At 61.5% G+C, this 23,527-nt stretch carries 20 protein-coding genes; 7 read left to right on the forward strand and 13 right to left on the reverse strand.

Translation table 11 applies throughout. The annotated features are described in order from the left end of the window. Positions 1 to 212: 212 nt before the first annotated feature. Positions 213 to 1,244, forward strand: a complete 1,032-nt coding sequence (locus L0U83_RS26635) for an AraC family transcriptional regulator (RefSeq protein WP_233887154.1) — start codon at positions 213 to 215, stop codon at positions 1,242 to 1,244. A 22-nt stretch (positions 1,245 to 1,266) separates the two neighbouring features. Here the strand turns inward: L0U83_RS26635 and L0U83_RS26640 are convergent, their stop codons facing one another. Next, entirely contained in the window at positions 1,267 to 2,658 is a 1,392-nt protein-coding gene (locus L0U83_RS26640; RefSeq protein ID WP_233887155.1) for an MFS transporter, read from the reverse strand. Continuing rightward, entirely contained in the window at positions 2,651 to 3,946 is a 1,296-nt protein-coding gene (locus L0U83_RS26645; RefSeq protein ID WP_233887156.1) for an MFS transporter, read from the reverse strand. The genes L0U83_RS26640 and L0U83_RS26645 overlap by 8 nt, the downstream gene beginning before the upstream one ends. Positions 3,947 to 4,197: 251 nt before the next feature. On the opposite strand from L0U83_RS26645, the gene L0U83_RS26650 reads away from it, so the two are divergent. Continuing rightward, positions 4,198 to 5,358 carry a beta-keto acid cleavage family enzyme gene (locus tag L0U83_RS26650; protein WP_233887157.1) on the forward strand — a complete coding sequence of 387 codons (1,161 nt, stop codon included), beginning with the start codon at positions 4,198 to 4,200 and terminating at the stop codon, positions 5,356 to 5,358. 114 nt (positions 5,359 to 5,472) lie between these two features. Here the strand turns inward: L0U83_RS26650 and L0U83_RS26655 are convergent, their stop codons facing one another. The 3 genes from L0U83_RS26655 to L0U83_RS26665 all read right to left on the reverse strand — a co-directional run bounded on the left by L0U83_RS26655 (position 5,473) and on the right by L0U83_RS26665 (position 8,754). Next, on the reverse strand, positions 5,473 to 6,687 hold the full coding sequence (locus L0U83_RS26655) for a CaiB/BaiF CoA transferase family protein (protein ID WP_233887158.1): 1,215 nt from the start codon (positions 6,685 to 6,687) through the stop codon (positions 5,473 to 5,475). A 50-nt stretch (positions 6,688 to 6,737) separates the two neighbouring features. Next, positions 6,738 to 7,796 (reverse strand): beta-keto acid cleavage family enzyme, encoded by a 1,059-nt coding sequence (locus tag L0U83_RS26660; RefSeq protein WP_233887159.1) that lies wholly within the window; start codon positions 7,794 to 7,796, stop codon positions 6,738 to 6,740. A gap of 163 nt (positions 7,797 to 7,959) precedes the next feature. Continuing rightward, positions 7,960 to 8,754, reverse strand: coding sequence for a GntR family transcriptional regulator (locus tag L0U83_RS26665; protein WP_233887160.1), 795 nt, complete (start codon positions 8,752 to 8,754; stop codon positions 7,960 to 7,962). A gap of 349 nt (positions 8,755 to 9,103) precedes the next feature. Between L0U83_RS26665 and L0U83_RS26670 the strand changes: the two genes are divergently transcribed. After that, the gene (locus L0U83_RS26670) at positions 9,104 to 10,081 is read left to right on the forward strand and encodes a dienelactone hydrolase family protein (RefSeq protein WP_233887161.1); all 978 of its coding nucleotides are present in this window, start codon (positions 9,104 to 9,106) and stop codon (positions 10,079 to 10,081) included. A gap of 108 nt (positions 10,082 to 10,189) precedes the next feature. On the opposite strand, the gene L0U83_RS26675 is transcribed toward L0U83_RS26670, so the two are convergent. From L0U83_RS26675 to L0U83_RS26705, 7 genes are all read right to left on the reverse strand, one after another. Continuing rightward, the gene (locus L0U83_RS26675; RefSeq protein WP_233887162.1) at positions 10,190 to 10,564 is read right to left on the reverse strand and encodes a response regulator transcription factor; all 375 of its coding nucleotides are present in this window, start codon (positions 10,562 to 10,564) and stop codon (positions 10,190 to 10,192) included. 367 nt (positions 10,565 to 10,931) lie between these two features. After that, complete coding sequence (locus L0U83_RS26680) at positions 10,932 to 11,288, reverse strand: hypothetical protein (RefSeq protein WP_233887163.1); 357 nt, start codon at positions 11,286 to 11,288, stop codon at positions 10,932 to 10,934. Between the two features lie 344 nt (positions 11,289 to 11,632). Then, positions 11,633 to 12,604, reverse strand: a complete 972-nt coding sequence (locus L0U83_RS26685; RefSeq protein ID WP_233887164.1) for a hypothetical protein — start codon at positions 12,602 to 12,604, stop codon at positions 11,633 to 11,635. A gap of 61 nt (positions 12,605 to 12,665) precedes the next feature. Continuing rightward, positions 12,666 to 14,150, reverse strand: coding sequence for an efflux transporter outer membrane subunit (locus L0U83_RS26690; protein ID WP_233887165.1), 1,485 nt, complete (start codon positions 14,148 to 14,150; stop codon positions 12,666 to 12,668). 10 nt (positions 14,151 to 14,160) lie between these two features. Then, positions 14,161 to 15,339 carry an HlyD family secretion protein gene (locus L0U83_RS26695; RefSeq protein ID WP_233887166.1) on the reverse strand — a complete coding sequence of 393 codons (1,179 nt, stop codon included), beginning with the start codon at positions 15,337 to 15,339 and terminating at the stop codon, positions 14,161 to 14,163. Beyond that, the gene (locus L0U83_RS26700) at positions 15,340 to 15,825 is read right to left on the reverse strand and encodes a DUF3302 domain-containing protein (RefSeq protein ID WP_233887167.1); all 486 of its coding nucleotides are present in this window, start codon (positions 15,823 to 15,825) and stop codon (positions 15,340 to 15,342) included. It abuts the gene before it with no gap. Continuing rightward, on the reverse strand, positions 15,822 to 16,412 hold the full coding sequence (locus L0U83_RS26705) for a hypothetical protein (RefSeq protein WP_233887168.1): 591 nt from the start codon (positions 16,410 to 16,412) through the stop codon (positions 15,822 to 15,824). The genes L0U83_RS26700 and L0U83_RS26705 overlap by 4 nt, the downstream gene beginning before the upstream one ends. A gap of 217 nt (positions 16,413 to 16,629) precedes the next feature. Here L0U83_RS26705 and L0U83_RS26710 point away from each other — a divergent pair, with 217 nt between their 5' ends. The 4 genes from L0U83_RS26710 (at position 16,630) to L0U83_RS26725 (ending at position 22,318) form a co-directional block, all read left to right on the forward strand. Next, the gene (locus tag L0U83_RS26710) at positions 16,630 to 17,451 is read left to right on the forward strand and encodes an EAL domain-containing protein (protein WP_233887169.1); all 822 of its coding nucleotides are present in this window, start codon (positions 16,630 to 16,632) and stop codon (positions 17,449 to 17,451) included. 207 nt (positions 17,452 to 17,658) lie between these two features. Then, positions 17,659 to 18,321, forward strand: coding sequence for a response regulator (locus tag L0U83_RS26715; RefSeq protein ID WP_267939518.1), 663 nt, complete (start codon positions 17,659 to 17,661; stop codon positions 18,319 to 18,321). A gap of 413 nt (positions 18,322 to 18,734) precedes the next feature. After that, positions 18,735 to 21,653, forward strand: a complete 2,919-nt coding sequence (locus L0U83_RS26720) for a hybrid sensor histidine kinase/response regulator (protein WP_233887171.1) — start codon at positions 18,735 to 18,737, stop codon at positions 21,651 to 21,653. Positions 21,654 to 21,811: 158 nt separating this feature from the next. After that, on the forward strand, positions 21,812 to 22,318 hold the full coding sequence (locus tag L0U83_RS26725; protein ID WP_233887172.1) for a glycine zipper family protein: 507 nt from the start codon (positions 21,812 to 21,814) through the stop codon (positions 22,316 to 22,318). Between the two features lie 137 nt (positions 22,319 to 22,455). On the opposite strand, the gene L0U83_RS26730 is transcribed toward L0U83_RS26725, so the two are convergent. Further along, positions 22,456 to 23,496, reverse strand: coding sequence for an NADH:flavin oxidoreductase/NADH oxidase (locus L0U83_RS26730; protein ID WP_308445088.1), 1,041 nt, complete (start codon positions 23,494 to 23,496; stop codon positions 22,456 to 22,458). Between the last annotated feature and the right edge of the window lie 31 nt (positions 23,497 to 23,527).

A 23,527-nucleotide genomic window follows, 5' to 3' on the forward strand; every position in this document is an offset into this window, starting at 1 on the left:
CCTGCCCGCCCGGTTCGGTGCGTCCCTTTTGCTGATGCCGCGAGTGACGCACCGCCATGAAGAGGCATTGTGGGAAATGTGTCACTCGTGCGCTTGACGCTGCGCGACACGATCTGACAACACGCGACACGCTGCGCGTTCATGGTTAGTCCCGACAGACGCCGCACTGCACAAACATTACCCTCTGAAAATTACCGTCTGTGCGTATAGCCATGCCCCTCCTGGTTCGAGCCGCCTCCCTGGCCAAGTTTTCGGAGATCGTCCGAAGCACCGGCATCGACCCGGTTCGCACGCTGCGCGACGCGGGGCTCGATCCGTCGTGCCTCGCGACGCCCGATCTGCGCATTCCGGAATCGGGCCTTGCACAGGTGATCGAAGGCGCGGCGCGACATGCCGGTTGCGGCGCACTCGGCGTGCGCGTCGGCGAGGCATGGCGGCTCTCTGATTTCGGCCCGTTGAGCCTCTATTTGCAGCATCAGCCGACGCTGCGCCAGGTGCTGGCGCAGATCGAGAGCTACCGGCATCTGCTGAGCGATTCGGTGGTCATTCACGTCGAGGAAACCGGGGACGTCGCGCTCGTGCACGTCGGGCTCGTGACCGGGCGGCCCCATCCGGGACCGGAAATGGTGGAACTGACAGTCGGCGTGGTGTTCAGTCTCATGCGCTCGATACTCGGCCCGAATTACGCACCCCGCAGCGTGCACTTCTCGCATGCGGCGCCGGCCAGTCTCGCAGTGCATCGCCGCTTTTTCGGGCGCAACGTCGAATTCGACAGCGAGTTCGACAGCATCGTGCTGGCGCGGCAGGATCTCGATCGTGCGAACCCGCTGGCAGACGTGCATCTCGCGCGCTACGCGAAGGATCTGCTCGACCTGCAGCCGCGCTACAGCACGGAATCGCTCGCCGACAACGTACGCCGCACCATTCATGTCCTGTTGCCGCGCGGACAAGGCGCGATCGAACCCGTGAGCTTCCGGCTCGGCCGCACGCCCCGTACGTTGCAGCGGCAGCTTGAGCAGTCCGGGCAGCGATTCTCAGCTCTCCTGAACGAAGTCCGTGCATCGCTCGCGGTGCGGTACCTGGAGCAGCAGCGTCATTCGATGTCCGATATCGGCAACCTGCTGGGCTTTTCGGAACTCAGTGCGTTCTCACGCTGGTTCAGCGCCGAATTCGGCAAGCCGCCGAGCGTGTGGCGCAACGAGCATCTGACGCAGATGCTCGCCGGCACGGATCAACGCGGGTAATGAGCGGGGCCCGGTCTGCGCCTCAGGCCGCAGTGCCCTGGCTCACCGCATCGGCAGCGACTGGCACCATGTCCGGCGTCCCATTCGAGATCCGGGTGACATCCGAATCGTAGCTGCGCATGGCGACGACGAAGCACACCGCGGCCACGATGCTGCATACGGGCGTAACCGCCAATGCCCGCTGCAGACCCCACTGGTCGGACAGGATGCCAGCCAGGAACGGCCCCGTCGCCAGCCCGCAGACGTTCTGAAACAGGGAAACCACGGCAGCACCCGTAGAGCGCACTCCCGGGTGAATGATGTCCATGGCAATGCCCGCCACCACCCCCACGGTGCAGTTCATGAAAAAGGCCCCCACCAGGATCACCCTGAACTGCGCGTCCCCACTGTACGTACCGCCGAACGCCACGGCGAAAACCGCCCACGTCATCAGGCACAGCACGGCCAGCGCGAGCAGCTTGTTGCGGGGCCTGCGAACGGCGATGCGCCCCACCACGATGCCCCAGACCGTGCTGCTGACAGCACCGACCAGTACGGCCACCGCCGCCGACCTGGCCGCCGCGTCCGGCGGCATGCCGTGGAAGCGATTGAGGTAGCTCGGCAGCCAGGACCAGATGGCTGACACCGTAATCAGTTGGGCTGATGCGCCTGCGCAGACCCATAGCAGCGTCCGTGTGCGCGCCATGGTCCCGAAGACGGGCTTGAGCGTCTGCGCCAGCGACTGTGCTGCCTGCTTCGAGTCGGACCTCAGCGCGGGGGTCCGGTAGTCGCGCACGCGCAGATAAAGCAGGGCCAGCACGAGCCCCGGTACGCCGACCACGCCGAAGGCCGCTTGCCAGCCCCACGTGGCCGCGATGACCCCGCCCAGCACCACGCCGAGCACCGAACCCAACGACGGGGCGGCGTAGAAGGCCCCGAGCACGGCGCTGCGCAAACGCACGGGAAACAGCGTCGAGATGAGGGCCACGCCGACCGATCCATAGCCCGCTTCGCCGATCCCCACCACCGCGCGCGCGGCGAACAACTGGGCATAGTTGGCCGTGAACATGCACGAGATCGTGGCGAGACTCCATGCGAGCGCCATCGCAACGATGCTTTTCACACGCCCCATGCGGTCCGCCACCAGCGCAACGGGTATGCCGCCCGCACCCACAACTACGGAAATGACGGAGACCAGCGAGCCCAACTGCTTGTCGCTGAGATGCCATGCGCTCCGGATGTGAGGAAAGAGCGAGACGATCACCTGTCGATCGACGAAATCGAAGAACATGAGTGCGAACGTCATCGCGAAGGCGAACCACGCCTCACGCGGACCCGTCAAGTAATCGTCGTTGTGACTGTAGACTGGGCTTTGGGGCAGCATGTTGATGTTCCTTTTCATCGAATTGGCGATGTCTGTCGTACGCTCAGCCACGGCGCGCCTCCTGGAGACAGCACCACCGGCCTATGAAGTAGACCGTCAAGGGCAGCACGGCCGCCCATGGAAGCCAACGCAGGGCGGCCTGAAGGCCCACAGCGTCCGATATCACGCCAGTGACGAAGGGACCGGCGGCAAGGCCCAGTACATTGTTGAACAGCGTCAGCGTGGCAAAGGCCGATCCGTGAAACGCCGGCGGCGTGGCCGTGGCGATGATCGCCCCGCAGGTGCCAAACGAACTGGCAAGAAAGAGCACCGCGGGGGCAAGCAGCGCGAGTTGCAGGTTGCCCGGCGGCATGCGCAATGCAATTGCCAGCAAGACGCCCAGCGCGAGGCAATACACGATCGCCATATTCCACCGCTTGAGCGACGACTCCCGGCAGATCCAGTCCGTCGCCACGCCGCACAGGAACTGGCCCATGCCGCTCACCAGCACCAGACCGGCCGCCACCACGGCGGCTTTGCTGACAGGCATACCCCAATACCGATTCAGGTAGCTCGGCAGCCACACGAATAGCGTGCCCTGAATGAAGATTTGAAGGGCGCTGCCGAGATATGCGCAAAACACCGAGCGCGACGGAAACAGTCCAAAGAAGAGCGACCGGAGTGTCAACGTGGCTCGGCCTTGCGCGGGGCTTGCGCCTGCTTCGTCCGGATGGGCGCGCGCGATCCTGCTTTCCGTGACGACGAAGCAGTAAATGATGGCCAGCAGGAGGCCGAATATCGCCATGACGCCCATCGACCAGCGCCAGCCGAAGCGCACAGCGATGAAGCCCGAAAGCGAAACACCGAGCACGGACCCGAAGGCCGCCGCGGACGTGAAGCCGCCGACGATACTGGAGCGCATATGCCGCGGAAAGAGGCTCACGAGCATCGCGAGCCCGACACTTCCGTAAGCTGCCTCGCCGACGCCAACGAATAGACGGGCAACGAACATCTCCTGATAGTTCGCGGCAAGCGCACAGCCGATCGTGGCAACACTCCACAGCGCGGCCATCAGGGCAATGCTTTTGGCCCGCCCCCAACGATCCGCGACGACGGAAAACGGCAGCGTCAGCACGCCCACCGCCAGCGGCACGATGCTGCTGATCGAACCCAGTTGCGTATCGGAGATCCCCCACTGCGTCTTCAGGACCGGGAACAAGGCATTGAGCGCCTGCCGCGACATGTAGTCGGACAACAAGAGGCAAAACATCAGCGCGAAAACCAGCCACGCGTAGGCTCGGGTGCTGCGGGTAGCCGAAGCCGATCCGGCCGGCAAGACGTCACTCGTAGAAAGGTTCAATGCTGCCTCCTCCAAATTCAGCTGCGACTGGTTGCCGTCTGAGCCGGTGCGGTGCTCATGTCATTCATGATCTTCCATATTATTTAATGTCGACATTAATGTTTATACCGAGTGCCCTCGGTGCACACGGCGGTGTACGGCACCGTTATTTTTGTCGACATTAATTATTTCACGGTGCTACACTGCCTCCAACCTGATCCCGCACTCCCGCGAGTTGGGTCGAAACTCGAAGACGTCTACAGGAGATCCGTATGCATTTCATCGATGACTCCCTGCTGCCCGAGAACCAGCAGCCCCTCGTCATTCAAGCCGCGCCCTACGGCCCGCAATGGCTGCCCGGCGACTCGAACGATGTGCCCGTAACGATGGCCGAGCAGGTACAAAAAGCCGTGGACTGCTACAACGCCGGCGCGACCGTTTTGCACGTGCACGTGCGCGAAGCCGACGGCAAGGGCTCCAAGCGCCTATCGAAGTTCAACGAGATGCTGGACCGTCTGCGTTCCGCCGTGCCGAACATGGTCCTGCAAGTGGGCGGCTCGATTTCGTTTGCACCTGAAAGCGAAGGCGACATTGCCCGCTGGCTGAACGACGACACGCGCCACGGTCTGGCGGAGTTGAACCCGCGCCCCGACCAGGTGACGGTCGCCATCAACACCAGCCAGATGAATACCGCGGAGTTGAAGGTGCGCACGGACGTCCTGCACACGTCGTGGGAAGACCTGGAGAACAGTCCCTACCGCGAGATGACCATTCCCGCCGGCCCGGCTTTCGTGGACGAGCACATCCGCCGCCTCGTGGCCAATGGCATTCAGCCCCACTTCCAGATTGGCCACCTGGCGCAGCTCGAAACGCTGGGGCGCATGATCCGCCGCGGCAAGTACATGGGCCCGCTGGTGCTGAACTGGGTGGCCATCGGCGGCGGCATGGATGGCCCGAATCCGCGCGCCATGATGGAGTTCATCAATCACGTTCCCGACGGTGCCGTGCTGACCATCGAAGGCACGAACCGTCCTCACTGGCCGCTGACCACTATGGGCATCTGCCTCGGCATGCATGTGCGGTGCGGTATCGAAGACACGCTGCAGGACGACCTCGGCGAGCGCATTCCCTCCGTGAAGCAGGTCGAAAAGATGGTGCGCATCTCGCGCGAACTGAACCGCGAAATCGCCACTGGGGAGGAAGCCAAACGCATTTACCAGATCGGCGTAAATTACGGCAGCATCGAAGAAACGCTGGCCAAAAACGGCTATCCGCCGTTGCGCAAGCCCGGACAGCGCGGCTTCCTGTTGTACGACGGCGCCTACTTCCCCGGCGAAAGCCAGCGTGCCGCGGAAGCCGACCATCAGGCGGAAGTCCAGCGACGCCTCGACGCGCTCGCGCGCGGTGACTGGAAAGCAGCGACAGCTGCGTGACAGCAATCGCAGGCGGCTCGTGAGAGCCGCCTGCGGTCATTTCATTGCGTGTAGCCGGACGTGAGCCACCAGCCGAACGCGATAGGTCGCGCGCCGAATGACACGGGTTGCGTATCAGATGACGCCCTTCTCTCGCAGCGCCGCCAGTTCCTGATCCGACACCCCAAGCTCGCCTTGCAGAACGTCGTGCGTACCTTCGCCAAGCTGCGGAGGCGGCCGGCGTACCGGCAAACGTTCACCGTCGAAGCGCCACGGCGGCGCGAGCACGTACGTCGTGCCGCTGGCCGTATACGGATGTGGTTGTTCGGTCACCAGGCCCGCGTCCATCGCGCGCTTCGAAAACAGCGCCTCGCGCAGCCCCGCGACTTCCCCGCACGGAATGCTCGCGTTGGCGAGCCGTTCGAGCAGCAGCACGCGCGGCCGGTTACCCAGTTCGCGCGTGAGTTCGGGCAGCAGCATCTCGCGGTTTTGCGATCGCAGGATGTTGGTCTTGAAACGCGCGTCGTCGGCCAGATCGGGGCGCTCGATCACCTCCCGGCAGAAGCGTTCGAACTGGCTGTTGTTGCCCACGGTAATGACGAGCGGACCATCCGCTGCGTCGAACACGCCGTAAGGCACGATCGACGGATGCGCGTTGCCATAGCGCGGCGGGTCCTCGCCCATCGCGAGCGCCTCCAGTCCATAGTAGGCGGTAATCATTAGCCCGCAGTCGAACAGGGCCATTTCGATGTGGCGTCCGCGCCCGGTGCGCTCGCGCTCAAACAGCGCCGCGAGCATGGCCTGCGCCGAATACATGCCCGTGAACAGATCGACGGCCGCAACGCCAAACTTCAGAGGCGGCTGCTCCGCTTCGCCGTTCAGCGCCATGAGGCCCGCTTCGCCCTGCACGACGAGGTCATAGCCGGGCCGCGCGGCCTCGGGGCCAGCGCGGTCGTAGCCTGAGATCGAGCAATAGATGAGACGCGGGTTCTCGCGGCTCAGTTGTTCGTAGCCGAGCCCGAGCTTTTCCGCCCCGCCGAACTTGAAATTCTGGATCACGACGTCGCAGGTCTTCGCGAGATCCTGCGCGATGCGCTGGCCCTCGGGCGTCTGCAGATCCAGCGCAATCGAGCGCTTGTTGCGATTCACACTGTTGAAGTACGCAGTCTCGGTGCGCCCGATACGCAGGCCCCAATCGCGCGTATCGTCGCCCCGCTCCGGGTGCTCGACCTTGATGACCTCTGCGCCCAGGTCGCCCAGCACCATGGCGCTCCACGGCCCGGCCAGAATCCGCGAGAAGTCGAGCACGCGCACGCCTGCCAGCGGCAGGCTTCCGTTGTCGGTTTGCATCAGTAGACCCTTTCAGTTCTTTGAAGCGCGAAGTACACCTAATGGTTCACTCAGGCCGTCTTGCGCAGAAAGCCCTGATTGCCGCCGTTGCGGTTGGGCGCGAAGCCGTTCGCGTGCAACGACTCTTCGACCGTGTCGTAAAACACGCCGATCTTCGAGATCTCGCGCGCCTCACGCGCCGTGGCGATCTCGCGGCCGAACTCGCGCGAGATACGCACGAGCTGCTCGATCTGCTTCACGGTGCTCATCTTCTGCGTGCGCGACTGGTTCCACAGGCAGTCCTCAGTGCCGCAACGCACATGAAGGCCCATGGCGATCCCCATCATATTGACGGGCAACACGTTGCGCACGTTGCTCTCCACGGTCACGACCGCACCATCCGGCACGGCGCGAATGAAGTTGGCAAGGCTGTAGACGCTCGGCGTATCCATGCCGCCCGCGATGGCCACCCAGTTCATGACGAGCGGACCTTTGTAAAAGCCGCGGCGCAACAGGCGCTCCACCGATTCGAAGCTGTTGAGGTTGTAGCACTGGAACGCGCTCTGGATGCCTCTCGCCGTGAGGCGCCGCACGTGCTCCTCCACCCAGCCCGGCTGCGCGGGTACCGACATTTCCTTGTAAGCGTTGAAAATGGCCGGATTCTCGCGCGACGTGCCGCGGAAGTCCGCGTCTTCGGCCTGGTCCGTCACGTTCATCTGCGAGGTGTTGACCGTCACCGTGACCTGGTCCGGCGTGGGCTCCAGATCGGCCAGCATATGGCGTGTGTCGTCGGACAGCCACTTCGCCGCCTGCCCCTCGTTCTCGGGCGCAAACGAGATCGATCCGCCCACCTGGATGATCATCTCCGGCACGGCCTTGCGCACGCCGGCGATCAGCTCGTTGAATTTGGACAAGCGCTTGCTGCCCTTCCCGTCCAGTTCGCGCACATGCAGGTGCAGCACCGTGGCACCCGCGTTGTAGCAGTCCACCGCCTTCTGGATCTGGTCCTCCATGGTGACCGGGATATCCTCCGGGAAGTCTGCGGGCAGCCAGCCGGGGGCATAAGGGGCTGCCGTGATGATCAGGGGCTGCTGGTTCTCCGGGAACAGATGGCCGTCGAGAAAGTTCATGCTGGATCTCCAAAGGGAAGCTGCGGTCGGCGCTACCGGCTCGACTGCAATCGACCCATTGTCCTGTCCAGTTCACTCCCCCGCTTGATAATGCACGACAACCATTTACCTATACGGGACAGGCGTCGAGAAAACGGGGCGCCCGCGCGCGGCGGCGCTGGCCTCAGGCGGCGCGTGCCTTGCGACGCGCAGGCGTGCTCCCCTCGGGCTTTTCGACCGCGCGGATGGCGTTGTCGCGCGAAGTGTCCATGCGCGCCCGCACGCACTTGAGCACGCGCGCCAGATCGCGCGACGCCACCGCGCGGCGCAGATCGCGCCAGCCGCGAATCGACTGCGCGATGCTCTCGGGATGCGTGGCGAACGCCAGCCGGTTATAGCGCAAGACACGCAGCGAGATGGACTTCAGCATGTCCGCGAGCACGAGATTGCTGCTCAGGTCGAACACGGCAAAGTTCAGCAGGAAGCCTTCCAGGACGTAGGCATCGAGCGATTCGTTCATGGTGCGCTCGAGCGCCTTCACGTGCTCGTCGAATACTTTGCCGAGGTCCTCCGGACGCTCGGCGAGCAACTCTTCGATGAGGGCCGAATACAGCACGGTGCGCACCGCGAAGATATCGCGCAGTTCACGCGCGTCCGGCTGCGTCACGATCGCTCCACGTCGTGCCTCGAACGCAACCAGGCGGTCGCGTTCGAGAATGCGCAGCGCTTCGCGGACCGGCGCACGGCTCACGTGCAGAACCTCGCCGATGTCGCCTTCAAGAAGCCGCTTGCCCGCTTCGATGTGATTGAGCGTGATGGCACCCGCGATGCGGGCTGCGATCTGCGCCGCCACGGGCATGGACGCCTGCGCCCACTCGTTTCCGCGCAAGACGGCATCTTCCACCGCCAGCATCAGTTGGTCCCTCGGTTTGAGCAAGGTGCCGAGATCGGGAAGTTCTTGCGTTTTCTGTCTTGCCATATCTGAATGCCCAGTCGGGAAAGTTGCGCCTCATGTCATTGCAGCAAGTATACCATTCGGCTCTGTCGACGCTATTATTGTCGACATTAACAGATTCTCAGTTGTAGACCCTCTTGCCGACTACAATGGCCGGCAGCTCCTATGCCGAGAACTTTGCCCCACCCCGATGCCGCCAAGGCAGATCGCGGCGGTCAGCAAACATCGCGCAAAATGAAGCGTCCGGTAGAGGCGCGGCTTGAACCCGCGCAGTGAAACGGTCTTTTCGATCTACAGCAACCACGCTCTCTCGTCTGCCTATACTGGACTTCGTGAGTCATCGCGCGAACCAGCACCGAAGAAGAGGGACGCCATGTCGACAAACAGCAAAAATCTGCTCGTCCGAATCGCATTGATCTGCATTTGCAACTGCCTCGTGAACGCCGGACACGCGCAGGTGGCGCGAATGGAGGTGATCCCGATTCCGTCCGTCACGCTCACCGACCAGGAGTTTCTGAGCGGCCGCGATGATGGCAAACCTGTCACGGTGGCAGGCGAGCTTCGGCTTCCCCGAAGCGGCACCGATCGGCTTCCTCTCGTCATCATGCTGCATGCGTCCGGCGGGGTCGGCAGCAGCGTCACGGACTGGGAGGAGTACTTTCTTTCGCTCGGTGTCGCAACTTTTGTGATCGACAGTTTCTCGGGGCGAGGTATCGTCAACACGATCAACGATCAATCGCAACTCGGCCGCCTCGCACAGGCTGAGGATGCCTATCGAGCGCTTGCGACGCTTTCGAAGCACCCGAGAATCGACCCGAACAGGATCATGCTCATGGGATTCTCGCGTGGGGGGCAGAACGCGCTTTATGCAAGCCTGAGCCGGTTCCAGAGGATGCACGCTCAACCCGGTACCCAGTTCGCGGCGTTCATCGCGTTCTATCCTGACTGCACCTTCACCTATCTCGAAGACGAGGATGTCGTTGGCAAACCTGTTCGCATTTTCCAGGGGACTGCAGACAACTACAATCCAGTCGCTTCATGCCGTGCTTATGTGGAACGTCTGAAGACGAAAGGTAACGACGTCCAGTTGACTGAGTACGCCGGCGCCGGCCACTTCTTCGACGCGCGAGCGCTCAAGCAACCTCAGCAGCTATCGCAAGCACAAACGACGCGAAACTGCCGGTTTGTCGAGGTTGAAAACGGGCTGCTCGTCAACGCCAAAACGAGGCAACCCTTTAGTTACAGCGATTCGTGTATTGAGCGCGGGGCAACCATCGTGTACGACGAGAACGCGGCGCCCAAAGCCAAAGCAGCAGTCGGCGAGATCGTTAGTGCCGTGCTGAAGCCGTAACGGGTTGCGGGAATACATCGCACTGAAGTGATCGCAACGGATAGCAGGTCTGTCGATGGGCGATCCCGTCTGGGTGCCGACGGTGTTCTCGAAAGGCTCCTGTCTTGCTCAATGGCGTCTTCTGCTCCTTGAGACCGCCATGAGGTCGTGAATCACCTCAATAAGACCCGCGACCGGCGCCGGTTTTGTCAACAGCGCGTCCCAGAGCGGCTCTGCCTGCGCAGGGGGCACCGCGGCTGTGAGCATCACGACAGGAATGCTGGCCGTGGCGTTATTTGTCTTGAGACGCCGACAGAAGGCAACCCCGTCGAGCACCGGCATCATCCAGTCGGTAACAATCAGATCCGGGTGTTCGAGGTCCGTCATGCTGCCGGCCGCCTCCCCGTCCGGTGCAAGGAGGACACGGTAACCTTCTGCCTCCAGCAGTACTTGCAGGGGAGCAAGAATTCTTGCGTCATCGTCAACCAGCAGGATCGTTTCCACATCTGTGGCCAGATCGGGGATAACTCCAAAACGGCGCAATTACCGCTCCCGGTGGTCACGGCAATGGTCCCTGATCGCTCTGGCCGGCCCAGGCTCGCCCCCATTTGCACAACAAATAACCGCGTTTATCATGCACCGGTGGTTCGGCTCGCGGAACACGCGTCAACCGTGGCTGCCCCCGGACGCTCGGGCCCACGAATACGACGAACTCGCCGTCCGCTATGTCGGGACTCAGTTTGCCGATGACTTCGTGGGTATCGAATTGCCTCCTGATGTTGTGCCGTTGTATCCGTCCCATCGCCTCCCGTTGATTTCCTGATCCGCTTTGCGTGCCACCTCGCTGCGGAACGCAAACCGCTCAGAGGCTTTACCTCGCGCTCAACGGCGTACTGGGCGCGACCATCACCGATCTGGGTGTATCGACCACGGGCTGGGGCGGCACGCCACATTTGAATACAAGATCGCGCGCATCTTCCTTTGGCCCCAAACCGCTTTCGAGCCGATCGAATGCGTAGATCACTTGCACAGGTTTGTCAGCGCAAACCTTGCTGGCTACACGGAAACAGGTCCTGCTGCTTTCAAGCAGACCGTGGCAATGAACGCCCCAGCCCTCCAGACCATCGGACAATTTGACGACTTCGACATTGTGCGCCGGACCCGTTACCGACGTACAACCGGCGACGAATACCGCGACTACTACGGAAGAGAGAATACGGATCTTCATTAAGTTCAAGCGCAATGATTTCGATGACTGCGTTTCACTTCAGTCACTTTCGGTATCTTGTAGTGGGACTTGCACCCGCAGGACTGCGCACATGCTGGGTGCACAAAATAGGCGCCCGCTCGAAAGTGGGCTCTAAGGAGAATTCAAATACACCAACCGGCAGATCTGCTATGTGTTCGCTGCGGCTGCCAGAGGCATATTGCTTCTTCGTGATTGCGCTCGCAATCGTAGAAGTTAGAAAGTGAGAATCAGTACAACACGATCATTAAGCCAGGTTTCACATACTCGCTAGTCGACGTTTATTCATCGAGCTACACAACTTCGTACGCCGAATTCTGGCGAGTTCACCACCGATAACCAATGCCAGTCAGGATAACGTCGGTGTCGCGGTCGTAACGCGTCACGACGCGGTTCCATTCGATCCGCGCATCCCATCGCGGGCTGAAGCGATAAGAGCCGGCGATCGTGACGATCCCCGAGAATTTGCCGGCACCGGGCCCTGGCGACGCGCTGTTTTCATTCTCGTTGATCGCATAGTAGGCACCCGCCCCGACGCCAAGCGTCACCTTATCGTCCAGAAACGCGCGCGTGAGCCATAGCTGACTGGTCACGCCATCGCGGCGAGCTATTTTGGTGCTGCCCTCATGCAGATACCCAAGCGTCCAGTCCACGTTGTTTGTGAGGTTGCGCCGATATTCGATGGCGCCGCCAAATGCGTCCGGCGAACTGGTCGAGTTGACGATGGTCTTGCCGAGATACAGGGCAACTTCGTTGTTGGTCACTTTCTTCGAAGAACGCGCTGCCCAGTCGCGTGGTCCTGGCACATCGGGTGCGTCCAACTGATAGGCCACGCCAAACATCACGCCCGTCGAGTCCGGGCCGCGCTGCACGTGGACACGGTTCAACTGCAATTGCGTGACCCAGCGGTTGGATGCATACCAGGAAGCGCGCACGCTATAGACGATTCCCCAACCATGCACATCCGAGTAGCTGCCGCCCTGCTCCACGGTCGTCGTGTCAAAGTAGCGATATGGGCCAAGCCCGGCTTGCAGCACAAACTGCGGACTGCCTACAGGCACCCTCGCCCAGAACTGGATGACCTGACCGTCCCGGTGATGGTTCGGGATATGTCCTTCGTTGAGCCACGTGAAACTCGTCGCCAGGGACTTGCCGAGTCCCTCCTGGTAACTGAAGGCCCAGGTATAGGTATTGATGCTGCTGGCGCGCGACCCGCCGCCGAGCAGCGAGAATTCCTGCGCTTGCGCCGGCGTTATCGTGGCCAACCATAGCAGGACGGCTCCGATTGCCGCGTTCATGATGCGTGGCACTGCGAATGAACAGCGGCGCCACCAATCGCGGCCTCCGGTCCCCGCTCGCTTACTGTGCGAAATCGCTTTCATGCGTCGCGATCTTCTGCGGTCTCGCCGCGAGGTTCGCGACAGGAAGGTCCGAGGACGAGACGACGCCCGTGTGCGCGCCCGCTTCGCCCGCCTCGCGCCAGTCGCCGCCCAATGCGAGCAGCAGGCCGATACGCTCATTGAGCTGATCGCCGCGTGCGCTGACAAGATCGGCCTCCGAAAGCAGCAGCGTTTGCTGGCTTTTCAGCACACCGCGCTCGTCGACCGACCCAATCGAGACGCGCGCCTTCTCCCGAACCAGGAGCGTGCGGCACTCCTCGACACGCGCCTGCAACTCCGTGATCCGCGCCTTGTAGCTCGTCTCGGCCTGAAGCCCCGCCTCGACTTCGTTCAGCGCCCCCAGCGCGCTATTGTCATAGGCGACGATTGCGGCCTTTTGCGCCTCGGTATAGTAGTCAGCCTGCGCTTTGAGCTTTCCTCCGGTAAAGATTGGCGCGAGGAATGAGGCGCTCACGCCCTTGACCGGACTGCTGGAGTCCATGAGCGAAAGCACGTCGCTCCGGATTCCCGTAATCGCGACGTCGATGGAAACGCTGGGCAATCGCGCCGCCTGCGCGGATTGACGCTGGTCGAACGCCTCAGCAACGCGATGCGACGCGGCGCTAAGGTCGGGCCGGCGCTCGACGAGATTCGCAGGCAAACCCGCAGGCGGCTCGGCTGGCAACGCCGGCATCGTCGGCTCGGCCTCGATCTCCCCGGCCGGGTAGCGGCCCAGCAGCAATTCCAGCGCTTGCGCGGCCCGGACTTTCGCCTGAGTCGCCTTGATGAGCGCATCCTGATTCACCCTCAGCGCGTTTCGCGCTTCCTCCAGCTCCGTTTGCGGGGCGGCGCCAGTAGCCACGCGACGACCTTCTATCTCAACGAGTTGCGCCTGAACCTCGACGATCTGCTTCAGCGTCTTTTCGAGCTGCGTGCATTTGATGAGCGAGAACCAGGCCTTGGCGGTCGTCGCGGCCACGACCCGTTGTGCCCACACATAATCCGCTTGCGTCGCGGCGCGTTCGGATTGCGCCGCTCGCGACTGCGCGCGTATACGCCCCCAGAGGTCGAGTTCCCAGCTCGCGCCGACAGAAAGGATCTGCGACTCGGATTCACCCAGCCGCCCCCTGGCGCCCGCGGCTGGAAGCAGCCCGCTGCTCTGCACGGTCGCCAGCGCCTCGGCTTGCTGCACGCGAATCGCAGCAATCGCCAGATCTCCGTTGTGGTCGATCGCCTCGCGCACGAGCTGGTTCAATTGCGCATCATTGAAGCTGGCGAGCCAACCGTCAGCGGGGTCTCCCGGCGTGCTGCCGTTGGTCCACTGGCGTTGACTGTCGAGCGCCGGAACCGCCTGAGCGGCGAGGTCGGTGGCCTTGGGAGGTGTTTCGAGCGCGCAACCGGTAAGCAATCCAAAATGAATTGCCAGGATAACTGGATAGGTTTTCTTACGAATCAACAACGGCACGATCATTCCTTTAATGCAGCTTGAGGACGAGATAGTTCAGCCTGGAACTCACGCGCAGAAACACCATGCGGATTATCTGGATCGCTTCGCCATGCTGCGTATAGATCGCCCCTGCGCCCAGCGCGCCGACCGGGAGGAGCGGCCACTTCGATTTATCGTCCAGTGCAAGCTTGACGGCGAAGCGATTCGGCGTCGCGTCGACGGGACCGGTATTGGGAAGCATGCCGCCTTGAGGGAATTGCCCTTGAGACTGCGCCCAGACAATCGAATCCACCTTCGCCTCGAGGATCGCTCCCGGCATCGTCGGCAGATACACTTCGGCCACGTCGCCTGGCCGCACGTTGTACAACTCGTTCTGGCCATAGAACGCGATCAGTTCCTGGTCATCCTCAACAAAGCTGAACGCTGGCGTCAACGGCAAAGGGACGAGCATCGTGCCGACACGAACCTGAAGATTCACGACCCGGCCATCCGCCGGAGCGCGATACACCGTCTGGGATAGCTCCCACCTGGCGTTTTCGAGCATGTTCGCGGTTTCTGCGCGGTGTGCCCGCGCGGCAGCGATGGCGGCGAACTCACCCTGGCTTTGCGCCGAAAGCTTCGCCTTCGCCTCGCCCTCCTCAGCCTGCGCACTCACCAGTTGGCCTTCCAGTTCGCTCTGCCGCGCCAAGGCATCGTCACGGTCGAACTTTGAGCCCGCCCCGGCGGCAAGCAATGCGTCCTGCTCCTTCAGCCTTTGCCTCGCCAGCGACAACGAGGCTTGCACGGTGCTGACCTTCCCGGCTTCGCGGCGCACGGATTGCGTAAGTTGCCGGCTCGAAGCTTCAGCCTCCGCAACGGCTGCGTCGTCGGCATGCAGCCTTCCCTCCAATTGCGCAACGGACAATTCGTACGGAGTGGGATCGATGCGAAGCAGGACATCGCCTTTACGGTAATGCCGGTTGCCCTCGACCGGAAGCTCGACGATGCGCCCTTTGACCTGCGGCACGACCTGCAGGACTTTGCCGACCACCCTCACGTCATGAGTCGATGGCGCTACGACGTTGAGGGAAAGAATAATGGTTGCGAGTGCAATGATCGGCAGCGTAAATGCGATTACCATGGAAACGGGGTTCCACGGCAGCCATTTGAACTTGAAGAAGATCAGCCACACGCAGAACGCGTAGACACCCAGAATCAAAACTTCCATCTAAACCTTGTCCTTCTCGTTGGCGGCTGCGCAAACTTGCTCGTGCGCGTGACCCGCCGTTGTCTGAGCATCTGTATCTTCCGGTGGCAGCTTGTCGGTGCCGTAGGCCGCCCGGTAAAAAACCGGCTTGGTGTGCGCCCATAGCCATGCCAATGGCCACAAAAGTCCGCCAAAGAACAGTGACAGCAGGCACAGCGCGTGGATCGCCTCCATTTGCGGATGCTGCTTCTTCCTCGCAACTCTTTCCGGCAAGATATGGAGAATCCAGAAGACGTAAATACCCGCAACTGGTACGACGGCGAGAACCACCCACGACATGAAATCGGCGGCATGTTCGAGGGTCCCTCGCGAAACCGCGGCGAATGTTGGCGAACTCAGTGCCAGAAGCGCGCCGCTAGCCGCCAGATACCGGCCAGACCGAGCCAAAGCGTTAGCGATACGCGGATGCCCAGCCATACATGCCATTTGCTTCGCTTCGAATTTCATGGCGTCTGCGGCTGCGAGAGGGGTTGATAGCTGAGGCGATCCTGGCCGCAATCCGGGTAGCGTCCAATGCACCGGTTCGACACAGAGCCCGTGAATACCATCATCGGCACCGCCTCTTTCATGCCCAGCGCGATTGTCATCACCCCCGCGCTTTCGAGGTTGCTCAGCACAGGGTCGATTCTTACGCCCCCTGTTGGTGTCGCTGTTGAACGACTGCCAATTTCCCGGCGCGAGGCCTGGGCGTCCATGCCTTGCGCCTGATCTGTATAGAGCAGGTCATATTTGCCCGGCAAGGTGCCGCCATGTTCTCGAGGCCGCGCTACCTCCATATAGAAGCCGAATCCATAGCCTGCATTCGGGGAGATGCGCGCCCATCCGTCAGTGGGAATCGCTTGCGCATGCGCTTGCCCGGCGCCAGCCACGGCCAACGTCAGTGTGAGTTGATGCGCGGCGGCGCGAATCGTGCCGCTCCACCGCGCGAGATTCCATTGCCGTAACTGGCTGCAAGCGTGGCGGACGCTCGACAGGAGCGCGGCGAGCCAGGCGGTTCGCCCTCGCGAAGCCGCTGAATGATCGTTCCCGTTCATCTATGTCGTTCCCTTCCGTTGGGACACACATCGCGAACTGCAATATGTGTGTTGTCAGTCGTTCCATCAGGTCGGTAAATTACGCGCCGCGGCACATCGTCGCTATCACAGGAATCAGAAAATGCGAGCGTGTCATTTCTGATTCCTGTGATAGCCCGGACGATGGGCGCGCCCTATTCTCGTCATGAGATGGAATTCCACACAGGGGAGACGGGGAATGGTCAGTTGCTTGCGGCGCGAAGCGAAGAGCGCAAATGCGTCTGGTGTCCAGCCGATTGAGAACGGCACGCCAGAGTGTGCTCACAGCCCCTCGGGTGGCAGATTCCTGATCGAATACCAACCGATCGTGTCCGCACGATCGGGTATGTTGACCGGCGCCGAGGCCATCGTCCGATGGAGCACTGAGCCCGCTGTGCCGGCAATGCCGGACTTCGAGACCATCTTCAACGACGGTTGCGCCAACCTGGCTCGATGGCAGTGCTGCACGCCAGCCAACGTGGCGCTTTCGATCGCCATATCGCCGGATCAACTTCTCGATGACCGGTTTGCCGCCCTGGTTGCACGCAGCATCCGGCAACATGCTGTTCAACCCGCCCGAATCAGGTTCGAGATGCGCGAACCGGCCGATCACGATGTCACCCGATTTCTCATCGCGCGATTATCGGAACTCAGGCGGATGGGAATTTCCATCGTCCTCGACGATTTCGGCCTCAAGCATTCGACGCTCTCGAGCCTGATTACGTTACCGGTCAGTGGGGTGAAGTTTTGCCGTCAATTCATGCAGAGCCTTCCGCACGATCCAACATCGGCAGGCATTTTGACGAGCGTTGTCAGCCTCGCGCATAACCTCGGAATCTCCGTAGCCGTCGACGGTGTGGAGAATGTCAACCAACTCGCCTGGCTCAGCCGGTATGGCGATCTCGACGCTCAGGGCAATGTGATCTCGGAACCACTTTCATCCACGGCGCTCTTTTATTGGCTACTCCGCTCGTCCGGCGCATCGGCGCCAGTGCGTCGAGGCGATCAAACCGTGTGCTAAAGGCCATCTGCGCTCGCCGGTGCGAGAAAACGCACGAGTCAGGTAAACTAAAAAAAGATGACCACGCAGGAATAGAAGACTTTTTCTACGCAGGAATCGACCCTTTTATGATTGATATGTCCACTTTCTGATCGATAGAAGATGGTTGACATGCCGCATTCTCGCCACCTATCCGGACAGAGCCTTATCTGAACGGCCATCATGTAGATGACTTATCCCCTACAAATTAGAACCTTATCCGCTGCGATTGCAGACGATCACCCGATGATTCGCCTCGCGATCAGAGATGCACTAAGCACCATCGGCTTTCAGGTCGTCGAGCTATGCCAGTCCGGCAAGGCGCTCTTTGAAGCACTCGAACAGCAACGCTTCGATCTCGTCGTGACTGATTTTTCGATGGAGCGCGCGCAGGGCGGCGAAGACGGCCTGCGGCTGATCCAGCGTCTGCGCAGCCGTCATCCCGATACGCCCATTGTCGTTTTCACCATGCTCACCAACAGCGGTCTGCTGGCCTGCATCAAGGCCGAAGGCGTAGCTGGCATTGCGGGCAAGTCGGAAGACCCGGAAATCCTGAAGCGAATTTGCCTGAACGCGGTATCGGGCAGTGCTGGCCCGCATCTCTCCCCGGCCGTTGCGGACAGGATCGCCAGCACGGGTGGACGCCCCGGTGCAAATGCGTGCCATTTGTCCCCCAGGGAAATCGAGGTCGTGCGCATGTTCGCAAACGGCGACTCGCTCACGAGTATCGCGGCGTCCTTTCATCGTTCGCTCGCGACGATCGCGGCCCAGAAGCGCTCCGCCATGCAGAAGCTGAATATCGCCAACAACGCTGACCTGATCACGTATGCACGTGACCACGGTCTCGTATGAAGAAGACGGCAACACCTCGACGCGATGAATCACCACTGCGCACCTTCGATTCCGTCGAGAAAAACCTGCAGCGCGAAAGGCGTGTCTTTTCCATTGTTGTGGCCCTGCTGGCGCTGTGCACGCTCGCCTGTGCGGCAGTGGCGATCGCGGTACGGTTGAACGTCTCGCTGCGCGCGCAGGAACAACTCGCGCGCATCTATGAGCAGAGCGTCGTGGACGCAGTCCTCGAGCGCCGCAGCGCGCTCACGGCTTCCAACCTCATACTTAGCCTGCGTGCGAACGACCCGTTCCATCCCGACTACGACGATCGCGCGAACGGGGTGTGCGTGCACGTTTCGCCGCCATGGCACAAGGACGTTGTCCTTCAGCAGAGCTGTAACGAGGCGGTCCGCATCCTGCTCGCGGCGGGGCAGATGCCGGCCATCGAAATGATTTCGGTTGCCGACGGGGCAGCCTATCGATACGTCGCCCCTTATTCCGCGCGATCGCGCGATGAAGCGAGGTATTCGTCGACGCAGACTTCGATGATCGTGGACGCCGTCCTCAATCAGTACCGTGCCGCGAGACTCGATCCGCTGGAAGCAGCGCGGGAAAAGCGTGTCGTCTGGCTGACGCTGCCTTCCGGTCAAACACGAGGTCGACCAGAGATGATCGGCGCGTCATTGGTTTCGAAGGACAATCGGATCTATGCCGTTGCCCTGACACGCATTGCATTGAGAGATTTGCTCCAGCCAGCAAGAGAAGGTCTGTCCGTTCCGGATGCGATCCTGTTTGACAACTTCGACGCTCCATTGGCCAACTCTGGAGAAGACGTCAAAGCCGAACTGCTCGACCACAAGCTGCAAGGCCGTCAGGACGGCGTATTTCACTGGATTCCGGGGTATGGCTGGGCGCTGCGCCTTGCACCCCTCACCGCCGATTTCGGCCGCCTCGTTTTCGTGCTTCCGCCTGGGCAACAGTTGCAGAAAATGGCCGACGAATTGCTGCTGATAGGCGCAGTCACAGCGGTGGTGCTCGTTCTGCTTTTCGCCATGTACCGGCACTGGAACTACCGCTTCCTCGTGGTCACGTACGAAGAGGCTTCGCGGGCGCTCGAGAGCGAGATGCTCAACCATCTGCTCGTCCATGCGAACCCCGTTGGTTTGTGCATCGTGCGGCGCGAGACGCTGGAAATCATCGTTTCAAACCAGATCGCGAGCGAGGTTCTGGGCATGTCTACGGGGGAAACGCGCTTGCCGCACGGTCTGCGCGCCGTATTCGACGCGCATCTCGGCGCACAGGCGGCGAGCGCAGGCGAATCCGGCATATTCCAGATCCCGTTTACCCTGAACCGGGCAGACGGCAATCCGGTCCACCTGGAGATCACCTATGCGCCTGCCGAAGTCAGGCACGAGCCGGTGCTGTTCTGTGCGATCGTAGATATGACCGAGCACCATCACTCGAAGCAGTTGCTGCGGCAAGCCAAGCTCGCGAGCGATGCAGCCGCGAAAGCGAAGCTCGCATTCTTTGCTTCGATGAGCCATGAATTACGGACGCCGCTCTCCTCGCTCGTAGGGAACATCGAACTCCTCGCCTTGGGGCAACTGGATGCAGGACAAAGAGAACGCGTTCGCGCGATGCAGGTTTCGTCAGATGGTCTGTTGCAGGTGGTCAACGACGTACTCGATTTTTCGAAAATCGATGTTGGCGCGTTGAGCATTGAAGAAACGCCCGGGTCGCTCGTCGATCTGCTACACGGGATCGCGGCGTCGCACGCACGCGAGGCGGGTAAGCGCGGGCTGACCTTGCACGCGGTTCTCGACCGGCGCATTCCGCCTGAACTCCATTTCGACCCTGTGCGTGTGTCGCAGATCATCAACAATCTGCTGAACAACGCGCTGAAGTTCACCCACTCCGGGAAAGTGGTGATGCGAGCGCGATGGTGGAAAGACTGCCTCACTATCGAGATTTCCGACACCGGAGTCGGGATCCCCGAGGACCAGCGCGATCGCCTTTTCCAACCGTTCTCCCAGGCGTCAGCGCACCGCCTCGGCAACGCACGAGGCACCGGGCTCGGTCTCTCGATCTGCGCGAAACTCTGCGAACTCATGGGCGGTGGGATCAAGCTTGACAGCATGGCGGGGGTCGGCACGCGCGTCACCGTGAATCTGCCCCTCAGGGTTTCGGATGCCGGCAGCGACATCGCCACGCCTGCGAGCGCGCCTGCAACCCGAACCGTGGTTCTGTTTCGTGCACCTGAACATTATGAAACGCTGCTGAACCATCTGGACTGGGCAGATAGCCCGCCCATGGCCATGCGGGACATGAGCGACCCTCTCGACAGCGACGCATTCGAATGCCTCGTTGTTACCGAAGAATTTTCTCCTGAGGACGTTGCTCGATGGTGGCCCACGCCAGCCTCGATTGTCTGGATGAAGCAACAGGGGCCGCTTGTCGCCTCGACACGGCCGGACGGAAGCCAGGAGGTCTCGATCTACAGTCGCGCCGGATTTCAGGTTGCGCTGCTGGGGGCGATCTCGGGTGGGCCGCTGCCTGGACCGCTCATCGATGGGCGCAGCGGCCAGATGCCCGAGAAGCCGCTGAAGGGCCTGCGCCTCCTGATCGCCGAAGACAACCGCCTGAACCGGAGCCTGCTTCGCGATCAACTTTCCGTTTTGGGCGCTCGCGTGCTTCAGGCGGCCAATGGCTACGAGGCACTGACAACGCTGTCGAACAATCGCGTCGACGCCGTGCTGACCGACATCGATATGCCCGATATGAACGGGTTCGAACTGCTTCGCGAGATTGACGCGCTCGCGCTGGATATCCCGGTTTACGCGGTCAGCGCGAGCACGCGGCATGCAGACGTTTCTGACGCGCGCACAATGGGTTTCGCGGACTATTTTAGGAAACCCGTCTCGCTTGCCGTTCTCGCTTCGATACGCAACGGCATCGCTTCGGAAGCAAAGGCGCTTCATCGCAACGAGAATCCAGAGGCCGGGAACGCGACATCTGAAAGCGATATTCCAGAAATTCCGCGCGTGCCCGCAGCCTATATCAGCGCTTTTCTTGAGCAAGCTGAAATCGATCTTGAAACGCTTGAAAGCGTCATTGCCGAGCGCAACGTCGCTCAACTAGAGCGAGCGTTGCACCGAATCTCGGGCACGCTCGCCGTTCTCGAGCGTTCCGAACTGCTCGCGCTCTGCGAAGAGTTGCGCCACTACCTCGCGGAAGTGGGGATCTGGAACGCCGAAATCGAAAGCCAGGCCGGGTTCGTCTCGCAAGAGTTCGCACGCATGTGCGAATGCACAAGAAGAATCGATTCGTATGCCAAAATAAATGCGACGACTTAGCTAGCACTTTCCAACTTCTATGATTGTGGCGAATGACGGATAGACGCAATATGGTCATGACAGCTGCAGCGATCAAGAGCAGATCTGTCGTTTCACTTCATGTGGACTCTCCCTTCTCGCCCGCCTTCGTGCGGGCGACTTTTTCCCGCAAGTCACTTATGAGCAAACGTCGACAATTCATGTTCGCCGCGCAGGCTGCGTTCGCGCTGGCGTCCGTTATCGTGCCGGCCACCGCCGAAGTTGCGCAGGCACAGGTCATTTACCCGAAGCCGGTGATTTATCCCGCAAGGGGGCAGTCACCCTACCAGCAGTCGAATGACGACGCTGCCTGCTATAGCTGGGCGAGGCAGCAAAGCGGCGTCGATCCCGCATTCGCGGCAACGGCGCCGGCCCCCGTCGTGGTGCCCGGTGGCCAGCGCGTGGTCGGCGCAGCACGCGGCGCGGCGGCGGGAAGCGTAGCCGGGGCAATTGCTGGCGACGCCGGCAAGGGGGCCGCGGCAGGGGCTGCGATCGGTGCGATGGCCGGTGGGATAGAACGGCGTCAGGAACGGCGTGGGATAGCCGCATACAACGCGCAGGCCCAGGTGAACAACGAGTACGCAATGTCGTCATATTGGCACGCATGGCGTGCCTGCATGGCGGGGCGGGGTTATACGGTCGAATAGCCGGTCGTGCGGCACGAGAGCGCAGGCCACCAACCGGCTGCAATGCGGCCCAGCCGGGCCGCTTCGTCCTGCGCATCCACGACCGCAAATCGCTGTACTCGACGCGATTCACCGCCCCCTTACTCTACGAGTCGGATTCAGACGAACACCTTTCGCAGCCGACTGGGTTGAGAGCGAAGGTACTGCCTCGGCGCTCTGATTTGAGCACCGAAGTGGGCGGCAGCGTGCCAGGGCCATCGAGGGTCAAAGAGCATGGCTCGAGCAAGCGCGATCAGATCGGCGTCTCCCGCGCTGAGAATGGATTCGGCGTGTTCGAATTCAGTGATCATGCCGACGGCGATGACAGGGAGCGTCGTCGCCTGCTTGACTGCGCGCGCGAACGGAACCTGATAGCCAGGGCCGATCGGAATTTGCGCCGTTGGGTTCGAACCGCCGCTTGAGACGTTGACCGCAGCGCAGCCTCTAGCCTCCAGTGCCTGGACAAATGCGATCGCGTCCTGCACGGTCCACCCGCCGTCCACCCAGTCAGTCGCGGATACCCGCATCGTAACCGGGCGATCATGTGAAAACGCGTCTCGCACGGCCTCGAAAACTTCGAGCGGAAAGCGCATCCGGTTTTCCAATGAGCCGCCGTATTCATCGTCCCTATGGTTTGAGAGGGGCGAGAGAAATTGATGGAGCAGATAGCCGTGCCCGCCAAGGATTTGAATGAAATTCAATCCAAGCCGGGAGGCGCGTTGCGCTGCGGCCGCGAAGGCGTCGCGAATGGCGGCCAGACCGGCGCGGTCCAAGGCGGCAGGCGGTGTCTCCCCTGCCGCAAAAGCGACCGGGGATGGGCCGTAGGTGCTCCAACCATTGGCGTGCCCATATCGAATCTGTGCGCCGCCATCCCATTGTTTCTGCCGAGACCCTTTTCGGCCAGCATGGTTGAGCTGGATTCCAATCGGCGTGTCCGACCACCGTCGAATGCTCTGCAGCACGCGCGCCATCGAGACTTCGCACTCCTTCGAATAGAGCCCAACGTCGCCATAGCTCGTGCGTCCCTCTGGGGTAACCGCCGTGCCCTCAATGGTTAGCGCCGCCGCGCCTGAAATCGCCAGCTGGCCGAGGTGAATCAGATGCCAATCGCTCATCTGCCCGTCTTCGGCCGAGTATTGTGCCATCGGGGCGATCACGATCCGGTTGGCTCATTTGAGGTTGCCGACTTGC

This window comes from Paraburkholderia flagellata (assembly GCF_021390645.1).
Lineage (GTDB): Bacteria > Pseudomonadota > Gammaproteobacteria > Burkholderiales > Burkholderiaceae > Paraburkholderia > Paraburkholderia flagellata.

What these genes read in the sequence shown, in the direction of transcription:
- L0U83_RS26635 (WP_233887154.1), top strand. Translation starts at nt 213, where the DNA reads ATGCCCCTCCTGGTTCGAGCCGCCTCCCTGGCCAAGTTTTCGGAGATC.
- L0U83_RS26650 (WP_233887157.1), top strand. Translation starts at nt 4,198, where the DNA reads ATGCATTTCATCGATGACTCCCTGCTGCCCGAGAACCAGCAGCCCCTC.
- L0U83_RS26655 (WP_233887158.1), bottom strand. Translation starts at nt 6,687, where the DNA reads ATGCAAACCGACAACGGAAGCCTGCCGCTGGCAGGCGTGCGCGTGCTC.
- L0U83_RS26660 (WP_233887159.1), bottom strand. Translation starts at nt 7,796, where the DNA reads ATGAACTTTCTCGACGGCCATCTGTTCCCGGAGAACCAGCAGCCCCTG.
- L0U83_RS26665 (WP_233887160.1), bottom strand. Translation starts at nt 8,754, where the DNA reads ATGGCAAGACAGAAAACGCAAGAACTTCCCGATCTCGGCACCTTGCTC.
- L0U83_RS26670 (WP_233887161.1), top strand. Translation starts at nt 9,104, where the DNA reads ATGTCGACAAACAGCAAAAATCTGCTCGTCCGAATCGCATTGATCTGC.
- L0U83_RS26680 (WP_233887163.1), bottom strand. Translation starts at nt 11,288, where the DNA reads ATGAAGATCCGTATTCTCTCTTCCGTAGTAGTCGCGGTATTCGTCGCC.
- L0U83_RS26685 (WP_233887164.1), bottom strand. Translation starts at nt 12,604, where the DNA reads ATGAACGCGGCAATCGGAGCCGTCCTGCTATGGTTGGCCACGATAACG.
- L0U83_RS26695 (WP_233887166.1), bottom strand. Translation starts at nt 15,339, where the DNA reads ATGGAAGTTTTGATTCTGGGTGTCTACGCGTTCTGCGTGTGGCTGATC.
- L0U83_RS26700 (WP_233887167.1), bottom strand. Translation starts at nt 15,825, where the DNA reads ATGAAATTCGAAGCGAAGCAAATGGCATGTATGGCTGGGCATCCGCGT.
- L0U83_RS26705 (WP_233887168.1), bottom strand. Translation starts at nt 16,412, where the DNA reads ATGAACGGGAACGATCATTCAGCGGCTTCGCGAGGGCGAACCGCCTGG.
- L0U83_RS26710 (WP_233887169.1), top strand. Translation starts at nt 16,630, where the DNA reads ATGGTCAGTTGCTTGCGGCGCGAAGCGAAGAGCGCAAATGCGTCTGGT.
- L0U83_RS26715 (WP_267939518.1), top strand. Translation starts at nt 17,659, where the DNA reads ATGACTTATCCCCTACAAATTAGAACCTTATCCGCTGCGATTGCAGAC.
- L0U83_RS26720 (WP_233887171.1), top strand. Translation starts at nt 18,735, where the DNA reads ATGCCGGCCATCGAAATGATTTCGGTTGCCGACGGGGCAGCCTATCGA.
- L0U83_RS26725 (WP_233887172.1), top strand. Translation starts at nt 21,812, where the DNA reads ATGAGCAAACGTCGACAATTCATGTTCGCCGCGCAGGCTGCGTTCGCG.